At 50.8% G+C, this 13,386-nt stretch carries 9 protein-coding genes; 4 read left to right on the top strand and 5 right to left on the bottom strand.

Features of this window, described 5'->3' with window-relative positions; genetic code table 11:
* Positions 1-123: 123 nt before the first annotated feature.
* A complete protein-coding gene (locus Mal48_RS20670) occupies positions 124-1,722 on the top strand; it encodes a calcineurin-like phosphoesterase C-terminal domain-containing protein (protein WP_145204257.1) in 1,599 nt (532 codons plus the stop codon).
* A 282-nt stretch (positions 1,723-2,004) separates the two neighbouring features.
* Here Mal48_RS20670 and Mal48_RS20665 read toward each other — a convergent pair whose 3' ends face one another.
* From Mal48_RS20665 to Mal48_RS20655, 3 genes are all read right to left on the bottom strand, one after another.
* Positions 2,005-2,760, bottom strand: a complete 756-nt coding sequence (locus Mal48_RS20665) for an HpcH/HpaI aldolase family protein (protein WP_145204254.1) — start codon at positions 2,758-2,760, stop codon at positions 2,005-2,007.
* 29 nt (positions 2,761-2,789) lie between these two features.
* Positions 2,790-4,499, bottom strand: coding sequence for a sodium:solute symporter family transporter (locus Mal48_RS20660; protein ID WP_231739754.1), 1,710 nt, complete (start codon positions 4,497-4,499; stop codon positions 2,790-2,792).
* An 88-nt stretch (positions 4,500-4,587) separates the two neighbouring features.
* Complete coding sequence (locus Mal48_RS20655) at positions 4,588-6,033, bottom strand: pectate lyase (protein WP_145204251.1); 1,446 nt, start codon at positions 6,031-6,033, stop codon at positions 4,588-4,590.
* A 487-nt stretch (positions 6,034-6,520) separates the two neighbouring features.
* Between Mal48_RS20655 and Mal48_RS20650 the strand changes: the two genes are divergently transcribed.
* On the top strand, positions 6,521-7,762 hold the full coding sequence (locus tag Mal48_RS20650; protein WP_145204248.1) for a serine hydroxymethyltransferase: 1,242 nt from the start codon (positions 6,521-6,523) through the stop codon (positions 7,760-7,762).
* A gap of 84 nt (positions 7,763-7,846) precedes the next feature.
* Here the strand turns inward: Mal48_RS20650 and Mal48_RS20645 are convergent, their stop codons facing one another.
* Together Mal48_RS20645 and Mal48_RS20640 are read right to left on the bottom strand one after the other, a co-directional pair.
* A complete protein-coding gene (locus tag Mal48_RS20645; protein WP_145204245.1) occupies positions 7,847-8,641 on the bottom strand; it encodes a hypothetical protein in 795 nt (264 codons plus the stop codon).
* Between the two features lie 78 nt (positions 8,642-8,719).
* On the bottom strand, positions 8,720-10,864 hold the full coding sequence (locus Mal48_RS20640; protein ID WP_197441873.1) for a POT family MFS transporter: 2,145 nt from the start codon (positions 10,862-10,864) through the stop codon (positions 8,720-8,722).
* Positions 10,865-11,166: 302 nt separating this feature from the next.
* Here Mal48_RS20640 and Mal48_RS20635 point away from each other — a divergent pair, with 302 nt between their 5' ends.
* Together Mal48_RS20635 and ffh are read left to right on the top strand one after the other, a co-directional pair.
* Positions 11,167-11,442 (top strand): branched-chain amino acid aminotransferase, encoded by a 276-nt coding sequence (locus tag Mal48_RS20635; RefSeq protein ID WP_145204242.1) that lies wholly within the window; start codon positions 11,167-11,169, stop codon positions 11,440-11,442.
* 422 nt (positions 11,443-11,864) lie between these two features.
* Complete coding sequence (ffh, locus tag Mal48_RS20630; RefSeq protein WP_145204239.1) at positions 11,865-13,349, top strand: signal recognition particle protein; 1,485 nt, start codon at positions 11,865-11,867, stop codon at positions 13,347-13,349.
* Positions 13,350-13,386 lie beyond the last annotated feature (37 nt).

Genomic DNA, 13,386 nt, shown 5'->3' with positions numbered 1-13,386 from the left:
CTGCTGGCATTTCGCAAGCTTCTCGCAGAGCTGAGAAGCATCGGTCTGTTCTAATGCATTGCTCCGAATAAGCTGCTAGGCTTCTCACTTCGGAAGTCTCAGTTTTAGCATGGAACACAGGTTATGTCTCGATTGATTTCACTCACGGTGGTATTCGGAGTGTTAGGTTTGGGGTTGTTTGTTGTCTCGTCGTCACGGGCCTATCAACCTGAACGGATTGATACTCCACCGACAGCGAAAGGTGTTGTGTATCACGATGAAAATGAGAACCAAAAATTCGATTCTGGAGAAAAGACCCTCTCGGGTATTCGCGTTTCTAATGGACAGGACATTGTCCTCACCGACGCCAATGGTCGCTATGAAATTCCAATCGATGACGACACAACAATTTTTGTAATTAAGCCTCGCAACTGGCGGACTCCTGTCAACGAGCATCAACTTCCACGGTTCTACTACACACATAAACCTGGCGGGTCGCCGATGTCCAAGTTTGCTGGAGTCGCACCCACGGGGCCGCTACCGAAATCTGTCGACTTTCCGCTCTATCCTCAGGAAGAACCAGACAATTTCAAAGCTGTCATGTTTGGTGATCCTCAGCCACGCAATCAGAAAGAAGTTGACTACATCACACATGATGTCGTTGAAGAATTAATCGGAACGGACGCATCGTTCGGCGTGACCTTGGGAGATATCGTTTTTGATGACCTCGACGTCATGGACGGAATCAACAAGTCGATCGCGATGATCGGAATTCCCTGGTACAACGTCGTCGGAAATCATGACGTCAATCGTGACGCGAAAGAGCACAAGTTCTCTGACGAGACATTTGAACGTATCTACGGTCCTTCAACCTATTCATTTGATTATGGTCCCGTCCACTTCATTGTACTGGATAATGTCGAGTGGATTGTCCCACAAGCTGAAGGAAGAAAGCCAACATATCGTGGAGGGCTTGGGGAAGAGCAGCTGAAATTCATCGAAACGGACCTGTCACAAATCCCGGAAGAGCAGATGGTCGTTCTCATGATGCACATTCCGATCATCGGAGTCCATGATCGTCACGGCCTGTATCGCTTGATCGAGAAGCGACCTCTTTGCATTTCGATTTCCGGACATACTCACACTCACGAGCATGTCTGGATTACGGATGCCGATGGCTGGGAAGGCCCCAAGCCACATCACCACATCATCAATGTTACCGTTTCCGGAAGTTGGTGGGGTGGTGCTCCTGACGAACGCGGCATTCCGCACACGACAATGGCGGACGGTGCTCCAAACGGGTATTCGATTTTGAACTTCGACGGCAATGACTACCGACTCGACTACTTCGCAGCTGGACGAGGTTCGGATTATCAAATGGAAATCGAAGCTCCCGAAGTTGTCCCTCATGGAGAATCGAACAAGATGTTTGTGTATGCGAATATCTTCAATGCAGATCAATATGCGACTGTCACCATGGCGATAGACGGTGGCGATCCGGTCGAAATCGCAAGGGTTCGTGAAGTCGATCCAAACTACAAGAAGACCGTCGAAGCAGAAGCGAAAATCCTGGAGAAAAACAAATCTGCATGGAGAAAACTTCCTAAGCCGAGGGCCTCTACTCACTTGTGGAAGGGAGCGATCCCGGACAACCTGAGTCTCGGCGTTCACCGCGTGACAATCACTGCAAAAGGCCGCAACGGACAAGTTTTCGAAGGACACCGTATTCTGCGAGTCGAGTGATGCGGATTCAATCCATCAGAAGAGTGAGCGTCCTTCAAGGATGAGGAATAAGCTCGACTGCTAGAGCATCTTGCGGATGGGTTTTCGGTATCGAATTAGCTCCCCGGTGAGTCACCACCGGGGGGCTAAACGACCACGCAAGATGAAGCGATAAGACAGCAGACCAATCGTGAAACTGCACCAGAGCATCTTTCGAATTGGTTTGCAAGATCTGCCATGTGGCGAACAGCATTTTGACTAGAGGAACGCGTTCTTCACGGGCACAAAGTAGAGCAAACTGCTTTAGTCAAACTGCTTTGACTGTTGTTCCAGCATTGACATGAACGCTCGGAAATCTCCGCCGTTGGCGAGGAGTTGAGCACCCTGTCCGCGACGAAGTTCGAGAGCTTCTTTCGTTCCGACGGGTGTTCCCCAGGCAGTGTTGTGCTTCTTGCATGCTTCAGCGGTTCGAGTGAAGGCATCTTCGAGTGTCCAACCCGGATCAGTATGCTGTAGCCTCAACCCGAGATCACCCGGGCCAACAAACAGTCCATCTACCCCCTCGACGCCCGCAATGGCATCGACGTTTTCGACAGCTTCAGGAGTTTCAATCTGCACAACGAGAAAGGTCTCCTCGTTGGCATTTTGTGGAAAGAGTGCGGCATCACACATCAGGAAATCAGAATCAAGCCCAGCTCCATCGAGGCCACGATCTCCGATGGGGGGAAACTTCACTGCATCCACGAGCATTTTTGCTTTTTCTGGTGTGCTCACATGCGGAATCATCAGCCCGGTCGCTCCATCTTCGAGATAGCGATACAGCTTTGTTTTCTCCAGAGTGGGTGATCGAACCATGATGTCGATATCAAACAGATGGCTGAAAGCGAGTAGCGACTGAACCTGTGAGTCGCTCATCGCTCTGTGCTCCAGGTCGAGCCAAATGCAGTCGTATCCGAAGTGAGCCGCGTGCTTGACGAACGCAGGGATATAATGCCCCAAGGCACACATGCGGACTGTCTCGCCATTACGAATACGGGCGAGAGTTTTACTTTTTCTCATTCGATTACTTTCTCGAGTTTTTATGAAGTTCAAGCTGAAGGTGTTTCAACCTGTTCTGGAGTCGATGGGGTCTTCGGTTTTGGAAATATCTTACTCGCGATGCAGCCAGTGACCACGTTCACCGAAATGGCGGCCAGCGAGATCCATTGAAAACTAATCGGGTCTGGCACACTTCTCTCTACTTCCCCGGTTTCCTTGTTCACCAACTCGACAACCTCGGTCCCAAAGATTGCTGGATCAACATCAAACCAAAGGTATAGTGCATAGACAATCGGTCCGGAAAAGGCGACCAGAACTGCCGTTGCCGTTCCACAAATGGCTCCGACCCAAACCCCTTTTGGGCTTGCAAATGGAACGAACAGAGCGAAGAAAAACAGTCCGAAAATCGGTGTCGTCAACAGGTTCGAAGTCTTTTGGGTTACAGCAGTGTAGTTTCCCGGAATTCCTCCCATTGCAGAACTGCAAATGACGACAAGCAGCCCGATCCCTAAAGCCATCCAGCGAGAAATCCGCACATGTTCTTTTTCTGTTCTCGGCTTGCGTCCGAAGCGATCCAAGCCATCTGTCATGACGACGGCAGTGATTGAGTTGACGCCGGAGTCGATGCTGGACATCGCTGCCGCAAACATCGCAGCAACGACAAATCCGGAGACACCCGGTGGAAGATTGAAGGCGATGAAATTCGTGAACATTTTGTCCGCGTCATCTTTGAGATCCAGGCCAGCTGGGATCTGCTCCGGGAATTCCTTGAAGTAACCGAGAAGGGCGAAACCGACCAGTGCCAAAGTCAAAGAGACAATCAGCCCAACTGTCAGTTGCGTTGCCAACGCCAGACGAGCCGACTTGGCATCTTTCGTTGCCATGAATCGCTGAACGGATGTTTGATCTCCCCCGGCAGTGCAAACACTCCAGATCAGGGCGTTCAGAATCGCTCCCAAAACAGTTAAGCGTGTTCGAGCATTTTCAGGTAAAATCGGTTGCTTGTCCCATTGGGGGTCCCACTTTGTTGGGAACCACCCAAAGCCACCCATGTGCCAAGTGACCATGGCAATCACTGTGACTGCTCCTCCATACAGCAGGATGGTTTGCATCGCATCTGTAATGACAACAGCTCTCAGTCCGCCCAGAGAGGTGTACACAACGGCCACCGTCCCTGTGACCAAAGCGACAACAGGTATCCATCGATCAGCGAGCCCGGTCATTTCGACGATTGCTTTTGATGTCATGTAGATGAGCAGCGACATCCAGACCAGTCTCAACAGGATGAACATGCACGCACCCAGCATTCGGATACTTAACCCAAGCTTGGCTTCCAGAAGTTCGTAAGCACTGGTTACCTTCTGACGCATGTACACCGGCAGTAAAATGAAACCGACGATGTAAAATGTGATCGGCATCGCCAGCAGGCTGGTGAAGTAAACCGGTCCTTTACCGAGGCTTTCCCCAGGCGTGGAGAGGTAGGTAATCGTACTCAGCAGAGTTGCGAACAGAGAGACACCGATGAGAATCGGGTTCATTGAGCCGCTGCCGACGAAGTATTCTTCTGTCGTACTTTGCTTCCGGCTGAAGTACCAACCGAGGCAAATTGTCCCCGACGCATACAAGAACACGATGACCCAGTCGATGACTGCCAAGCCCGCGCGTGGACTCATCGTTGCGGGGGCTGTCGCCTCCGCAGCGAAGGTGAGATTTGTTACAAGAAGTGCGATAAAGAAAGCTGAAATTCCGGATTTCGTCATGAAATTCGTTCTCTTAAAGGTGAGGTCATTTCAGAAAGGTAACAGCCACACAGAAGTTACGACAAGAGTATGTCGAACGTCGAGCAACTCATTTTTCAGATCGACTGAGATACTCACTGAGAGTTCTGAGGTTTTCACTAAAAGTTTCGCTACTGATGTAAGACATCCCTTCGGCAATTTTCGGCTGACCAACAAGTCGCTCGCCTTGAGAAACTGTGATCCAGCGCCCTTGCTTGTCGAGTGATTCGATTAATGTTTCGACAGATGCCTGAAGTTCAGAAGAATCCAATGAGGGTGCCGGCTTTCCATCTTTCACTCGTTTGACTCGCTGTTCGAGTTCTCGAATTCGCGAGTCTGTTTTCCATCCATAGTGGCTGGGCAAGTTCGAATCGTCGTAGGTCAACGAATAGACTTTTCCTTCCCGCTGCATGTAAAGCGGTCGGTTCGTTTTCAGTTCGTAGTACCGTGCGAGTTGACCGTTGGGTAGCTGAGACTTCTTCAACCAGGCGATGGCAGCTGGGATCGGTTTCAGGTATTTCACGTTGCCGGTGATCTCTACCAGATCCAGGAGCGTGTCAATGACCTCTTGAGTTTCATCTCCTGAGATTCCGGGGGGTTCAAATTTTCTCGCCCAGATTGGCTGCATGTTGTAGTTGTACTGTTGAGCCCATCCCGGTTGTGGCTGCGGCATTTGAGCAAGAATCAGAAAGTCCCCCAGTTTCTCAAGCGCGGTGAGATATTTCGGATCGTTGTAAACACTGTGTGCTTCAATCAGCGTCTTCGCGATGTACCCGGTGACGTTGTCGTTGAGAGTGTACATGTCCCAGTAATTTTTGACTCGTCCTGCGGTACGCCAGTCGTAACTGGGGAAGTTTGAGGACGCCATCGGTTGCGGCGTCACCGGGCCAGTGAAGACTTGCGGAAATGCACCGTTGGGGAATTGAGCATCGAGGACAGCTTTTAAGCCAACCATGGCGGATTCATGAATCGTCTTGTCTTTGAAGTCGAGAGCTTTGTCCATCTTGATCATGAACAGTAACGCCGACTGAGTTTGTCCGTCGTCGAACGAAGAGTTGTTCTTGCCTCCACCTTTCCCGTTGCGATACTGATTCACCCGCGCTCCGCGCTTGTTGAAGTCAACGCAGTTTTGCCAACCGCCAGACTTCAGTTGCCCATACGCAACTGCATACGCAGCCTCTCGGGCCGCTTCAAGATAATATTCGTCTCCGGTCGCTTGGTAAGCATCCAGAAAAGCCATTCCGACAGTTGGCGTTCCGGGAGGTTGTATCCAAATTTGATCTCTGGTCGCGACGCCTTCTCCCCATCTCTGCTGAAGATCTGGTGAGTAGTGGTAAACATAACCCCCGTGAGTTGCCACAGACTCCCGGAAGTACGTTGCAGCTCTTTTCATCGTTGCCTCTGCCTGCTCTGCAAGCGAATCCTGGGACTCGCTTGAGTTCTGAAAGCAACTCACGAAAAAAACGAAGACAAGTGTCATTTTCAGAAACATGCAGCCACCTTGATCTTGAGCCATCGACAACTGATCGGAATTGATTGTTATGACATGCTTCTACTGAAAAGAAAACCGTGTCTGAAAAACTGGACAGCGAAGTGCAGCCGATCTCTGGAGGTCCAGGGCCTCCTTGAATTCCCTCATTTCCAATGCTCAGTCAGACATTCGAGCTGAAGCCATGATTTCACAGCGACAGAGCGACACAGCATCTCTTTTAAAGGAATCATCAATCAATCTGAGCCGTTGGACTCCGTTCACCGGTTCCCCAAACACTGGTCCCCCAAACTACCCAGCATGAACAAAGGGCAAGCTCTGATTCGACAGAAGTTCGGCTTCTCGATTTCCGTTTTCTCCTGCCTCAGGGTGGCTTCAAAAATTCGCCATGACTATAAAGGTGGAAAAGAATGTCGCCGGAGAGATGAGACTTCGAGAAGCGACCGAACCGACCTGAGGAACATCTTTTCCCAGGTCCAATGCACACAACCACTTGTGATCCGGAGCGATGGATATGTCGACACTTCAGAACGCTGATTCCGAAGTTTGGAAGGCCCTGCAACACGAACAACAACGACAAGTCGAAGGGCTTGAGTTGATTGCATCGGAGAACTACACGAGCGCTGCCATCCAGGAAGCTGCCGGGACAGTTCTCACCAATAAATATGCGGAAGGCTATCCAGGTCGTCGCTACTACGGTGGATGCGAGTTCGTTGATGACATCGAAACACTCGCCCGGGACCGTGTCTGTGAACTCTTTGGTGCAGAGCACGCCAACGTGCAGCCACATGCAGGTTCGCAAGCCAACATGGCTGTCTACTTTTCGAAGCTCAAGCCGGGGGACACAATCCTCGCGATGAACCTCGCTCATGGTGGACACCTGACACACGGCATGCACCTGAATTTCTCGGGGCAGCTGTACAACATTATCCCTTACGGAGTTCGCGAGGACGATAACCTCATCGATTTCGATCAAGTGGCGGCTCTTGCAAAAGAACATAAGCCGAAAATGATCGTGGCTGGAGCCAGTGCTTACCCACGTGAAATCGACCACCCGAAATTCGCTCAGATCGCCAAAGAGAACAATGCGCTTCTCTTTGTTGATATGGCACACTACGCCGGACTCGTCGCCGGGGGCGTCCACAACAACCCCGTTGAAGTCGCTGACTTTGTTTCATCAACATCGCATAAGACGCTTCGCGGACCACGGTCCGGATTTGTTCTGTGCAAGAAAGAACACCAGAAAGATCTCGACAAAACAGTGTTCCCCGGTCTTCAAGGAGGCCCGTTGATGCACATTGTCGCAGCGAAAGCGGTCTGCTTCAAAGAAGCTCTTCAGCCGTCATTCAAAGAGTACGCCAAGCAAACCGTTGCGAATGCTAAAACGCTCGCTGAGGTCTTAATGGGTGGCGGAATTCGCCTCGCCAGTGGCGGGACCGACAACCACTTGATGCTCTGCGATATGACAGCGATCGGCCTCACCGGAAAGATTGGAGAGGAGTCGCTCGACCGAGCTGGAATCACCGTCAACAAAAACATGATTCCATTCGACCAACGCAAGCCGCTCGACCCGAGTGGCGTTCGCATCGGGACAGCAGCCCTGACAACTCGTGGAATGAAAGAAGACGAGATGAAGAAGGTCGGAGCGTGGATTCTTCAAGTCTTGAAATCTGCCGACGACGAAGCTGCGATTGATGCTGTTCGAAAAGAGATTGCAGAGTTCGCAAAAGCATTTCCTGTCCCAGGAATCGAATAAGGTTATTCAGAACCTCTTTCGGAATTGTGCTCAGTGTCATTCCCCCGGTGGCTCACCGGGGGAAGTGACAACGTTGAGAATGCTCTAAGCGGGTGGCTTGAACGTGGGGGCCTCGTTATCGAGTCGTTTCTTTTGCTCAATAATCATTCGTTTTCGATCAGATCGCTGAACGAGGTAGAGCACAAGAAATAGAATTACGATTCCGGAAGCCAGCCCCCAAAAAATATATTGACTCGTGTTTCCGGGGTCGATTGCTTCCGGTTGTGGCTTCACGGTGACCGTTTTGGCGAGGATTAACGGAGCGACGCGGTTTGTGTTGTCGCTGGATGGGTAGACATACGTCTTCAAGAAATATCCGGAAACTGTGACTCCTTCAATGAGGTCTCCGCTGATCGGGAGATTGTCCGGCTTTTCAAGAAAGACAATGGCGGCGGGGTGTGTTTGCGAATCGTCCGTATAGATCATCGACTCGTAAAGTTTTTCGAAGCCGTAGTCATTTTCGTAGGCGTCATACTCAATCGTTTGCAGCACATGGCCGGTGAGATGAACAGGCTGACCGCGAAATGCTTTTGGGTTCCGAATCATATCGGGAAACGTCAGCAACTTCGATTGCTCGCGCCGCTTTCGCAGGAACTGGCGCCCCGCTTTGGCTAGTTCCTCTTGAGAGGCTTCTCTCGCCTGATTCAAAAGTCCGTAGTACGCGACATTATCGTTCCCATCCAACGGCGAGTGATCTCTCACAAACGCGAGAGCAAACGGATCATCCTTCGTTGGCTCAGCCTTCGCCGACTCGATCTCCTGTGCAATCAGCATAGAACTGGCTGCGACAAAGCAGAGTGAAGCGAGGAGTGACAGGCGATATTTTGGATTATTGAACATCCTTTGACGATACCCAATTTGACGCATCGATACTATGGAACTCGCATCCTCGATGTGCATTGCTGCCGTTCTCGTGCGTTAGTTGCTGGTGCCTTCTTCTTGTGACTCCGAAGCGATCTCATCTGAGATGTCATCTGCTGATAAGGCCTTTTTTTCTGGGTAGAGGTAAGCGACCGGAATGAACAGGACCGCAGTCACAAACATCAGTTGTGCCCAGAACCAGTGGTAGTCGGAGCCTTCGAGGGTCACGGCGCCGCCGACTGTCACCGAGCCTGCGATTTCTGTTCTTGGAATATTTCCACGTTTCGCTTCGACCTCTTTTCGCCCCTCTTCACCGCTGAGTTCGATAATTCGCTTCTCTTTCCAAGTGTATTTCTCGGGCTTTTCTGTTGCATCTTTACGATCGACACGGTTCACAACACAATTCAGCGTGACATCCCAAGGTGTCTGAAGTTTCTTGTCCGCGCCGGATGAGAGAAGTCGATAGCGATTGCGAGTCAACAGTTCATAGGTGATCTGTTCACCGTAGGTGTCCTTAATTCCGGTGATGAGTTCCTGTCCCACTTCGACAGGCGGAAGCGTTTTGTTGATCTCAAAAAACTCCTCATCAATGACAGCTTTCGCTTTGTCGAGCTGTTCGTCTTCGGAAGTGACGAGTTGCAGCAGGTTCTCAAATTTTCCAAACTTTAAAACGAAATCGTCTTTCGTGCCATACTCGCCGTCATGACCTGCGACCCGCAGAATTTTGGCGACCGCATCAGAATGCTCGCCTGTCAGCGGTTCTCGTTTTGTTTTCCAAACCTGAACCACATCTTTTTCGTCGCCGGCGGTTTTGAACGACTTGGATTCTTTCAAGACTTCATTGATGCTCGGAATCTGGATGAACTCGTTGACCTGTGCCGTCACCACATTTCCGAGAGCAACAAATGCTAGCCACAACGACATGACGATCGATTTCATCGACTTGGGAGCCTGGGCGTAAGAGAACTCAAGGCCAGTGATGGAGACCATGATTTCGCTGGCGGTGATCAGGACATACGCCAAAATCTGCCAGGAGATCGATGGATAGCCCCCCTTTTCAATCCATTGCTCGACGATTGCGGAAAGAGCAAAGGAGGCAGTGGCCAGAAACAGTCCAATCGAAAACTTTCTCAACTGTGTCAGCCGGAAGACCTTATTGATTGTTGGGTAAATGACGAACTGAAAGAGCGGAATCATCAGCATTACGAGAACCGGGTTCGCAATTTGAATCTGTTCTTTCAGGACCTCAAACCCAAATACGTTGCGATTCATGTTCTCTGCCTGCAGCACCCAGGTCGAGCTTGTTTGGTCGAACAAAGCCCAGAAGACACTCGCAAACACGAAGACAGCTGAGATTTTCGCGAGTGTCCAGAGACCGGTTTTACTGAAGAGGTCATCTAACAGTTTCGTTCTGGCGGGTGGGATATGCACAAAAACTTTGCGGCCCATCCAGAACATCAGTGTCGCAATCGCCATCAGGACGCCAGGAATTCCAAAGGCGACGTGCGGTCCGTACCATTCCAATAGCCAGGGAACCATGAATGTTGAAATTGTCGACCCGAAGTTAATCGAGAAGTAGAACCACTGATACACCTTGGACATCAAGTGTTCGTTCTTCTTGCCGAACTGGTCCCCCACATGCGCAGAGACACACGGCTTGATTCCACCAGAGCCAATCGCAATCAGAATCAGTCCGAGCCACATATAATTCGTCGGCGACATCCCGGGGCTTCCGACCAGTGCCAGTGCGCCATGGCCCAGGCAGTAAATGACTGAGACCCAGAGGATCAGTTTGTATTTCCCGGTGATGGCATCCGAGATGAGTGCCCCAAGAATCGGAAAGATGTAGACAGTAGAAACGAACGTATGGTAATGCGCTGTTGCTTCGGCGTTGCTCATCGCTGGGAGCAACTTGTCCGACATCAAGTGCAAATACTCGGTTAGAAAGACAACCAGAATGGCCCGCATTCCGTAGTAGCTGAACCGTTCGGCCGCTTCATTGCCGACGATGTAAGGAATCCCCGGGGGCATCTTGTCCGTTTCGGGGGGGACCGTGATGTACTTTTCTTCAGCCATCCTGCTTTCCCTGCTGGTGTTGAGAGTCGATTCGCAACCATTGATGAGTGGTGACTTTACAGATTGATCAGGCTTGGAACAAACCCGCACCGTCGATTGCTCCCAAGGGGCGTTGTGATTTTGCATCGCGATGCATTCCTGCAGCGTGTTGCGTAAGTGCCTGTTTCGTAATGGGATACGGCAATCGTTTGAGGTCGAGGGGTTCGTGTGTTGCCGATTCACCTCACGACACTTGGGGTGTTCTGCTCCGTGATAAGAAAATTTAGCGCACTGGCGAATAGTTGTAACGTGTTCCAGTCAAGGAAGTTATGTCGACTCTCGCTGTCTCGTGTAAAGGAATCAAAACAGGTTGCGGCACGCTTTGGCACTCTCTCTGCTTTATCTCTTTCGCATCAAACAAAACTTCTCACAACTTAAGGAATACATCGATGAATACTTTCAACCAACTCCTCAACGACGAAGCCGGTTTCATTGTCTCAGCTGAACTCATTCTGGTTGCCACTATCGTTGTCCTCGGACTGATCGTCGGCCTCGCGGAACTTTCAATGAACATTAATCATGAACTGGAAGACGTCGGAACGGCCTTCAACAACATGCAGCAAAGCTATTCATTCGACGGGACAATTGGGCACAAAGGCTCGATCCTGGGAAGTAGCTTCGATGACAGTTATGACTTCTGCTCCAGCGAATGCGATGTTAATTAATAAGCGATCAGTAATGTGAATGAGAACAGGTCCGCTCTCAAAAGCTCTCACAAACCTCTCTCGCTCTCACTAAAGCGACGTTCGGATTTCGGACGTCGCTTTTTCTCGTTGGGAGATTTCCTGTTTTTTTGTTAGGATGGCTCGTTCAGATCCCCAGAGGAGAATTCTCCGGAATGACAAGGTGTGAAATCAGCCGCCAGGCGCTCGCCTCGGTTCAATGAAAAAACGACTCGATCCAAGGCTATCGCCTGGCGGCTCATGAAGAATCCTCGCTAAAGACTTGATCTGTCCGCCTCGAGCGGTTTTGATAAAGGTGTCGCAGTCCTGTCTCGTGGCACTCAGCCAATCACCTGACAATAACGCTCAATTCGCGGACACAAGAAGCACGAAAGTGTTCTAAACAGAAACAACTGAAGAAAACAATGCTTGAATCGATCACCGAAAATCTGACAAACGCCATCGGAAACATCACTCGCGGGAAGCTGAGTGAAGGGAATATCCGCGAAGGGATGGGTGAGGTTCGCAAAGCGTTGCTTGAAGCAGACGTCAACTACGATGTCGCAAAAGCATTTTGCGACCGTGTGACTGAGCAGGCTGTCGGAGACAAGGTTCTCAAGTCGCTGAAACCGGGCGAGCAAATCGTCGGGATTGTCTACAACGAACTCGTCAATTTGATGGGACCGGTCGACCATTCCATCGCGATCCGCCGGGGCGAAACCTCCATCATTATGATGTGTGGACTTCAAGGGGCCGGAAAAACGACGACTTGCGGTAAGCTCGCAAAAATGCTGATGGCTGAAGGCGCGAAGCCAATGCTTGTCGCAGCCGACCTTCAGCGACCCGCCGCGATTGAACAGCTCAAAGTAATTGGGGAACAGGTCGGGGTTCCGGTTTATTGGGAAGAGGCCAGTTCGAGCACACCGGTCAAGGTTTGCCAAAACGCCAAGAAAGCTGCCAAGCAGCAAGACTGCAACGTCATCATTCTCGATACCGCTGGGCGATTGCATATTGACGATTCCTTGATGAAGGAATTGATTCAAATCGACAATAAGCTGATGCCGAATCAGGTGTTGCTCGTTTGCGATGCGATGACCGGACAGGATGCCGTCAACAGTGCCAAAGCATTTAATGACGCTCTCGAACTCGATGGTGTGATCCTCACCAAGCTCGACGGAGACACTCGCGGCGGAGCAGCCCTTTCTGTCAAAGCGGTCACGGGAGTTCCGATCAAATTTGCGGGGATGGGTGAGAAACTCGACCTGCTCGAACCATTTCATCCCGACCGGATGGCTCAGCGGATTCTCGGACAGGGTGATATCGCCACGCTTCTGGAAACAGCTCAGCGGCACATGGACGCCGATGAACTGGAAGCTCAGCAAAAGAAAATGCTGGAGGGCAAGTTCGACCTCAACGACTTCATGAAGGCGATGGGCCAGATCCAGAAAATGGGCTCGATGAAGTCAATCATGAAACTGATTCCCGGGATGGGGCAACTCAGCCAGGCCATGGATGCCATGGAGGGAATGGACCCGGACAAAGACATCAAACGTGTTAAGGCAATGATCTCCTCAATGACCGAGGATGAACGCCGAAACCCGGAAAAGATCGACCGCTCACGCCGCAACCGAATTGCAACCGGAAGTGGAGCGGATCCGGCAGAAATCAACGACTTGCTGAAGCAGTTCAAAGATATGTCGGGCATGATGCAGCAAATGGCAGGCATGGGAATGGGAGACCGCATGAAGGCGATGCGGGAAATTCAAAACGAAGCCATGAATCCCAACAGCCGCTCGATGTCTCAAGGTAAACAGCGCAGCAAACGAGGCGAGACAACGAAAGACGCCCTGCGCGAAAAGAAAAAGAAAGAACGACAACGCCAAAAGAAGAACCGCAAACGCAGAAAGTAGAACACTGGTTCATCTCTGTTCAAGTTGTCGGGAGCAA

The sequence above is a fragment of the Thalassoglobus polymorphus genome, assembly GCF_007744255.1.
GTDB lineage: Bacteria > Planctomycetota > Planctomycetia > Planctomycetales > Planctomycetaceae > Thalassoglobus > Thalassoglobus polymorphus.
Note: the sequence above shows the minus strand (reverse complement) of the source record. Positions and strands in the feature narration are given on the sequence as shown.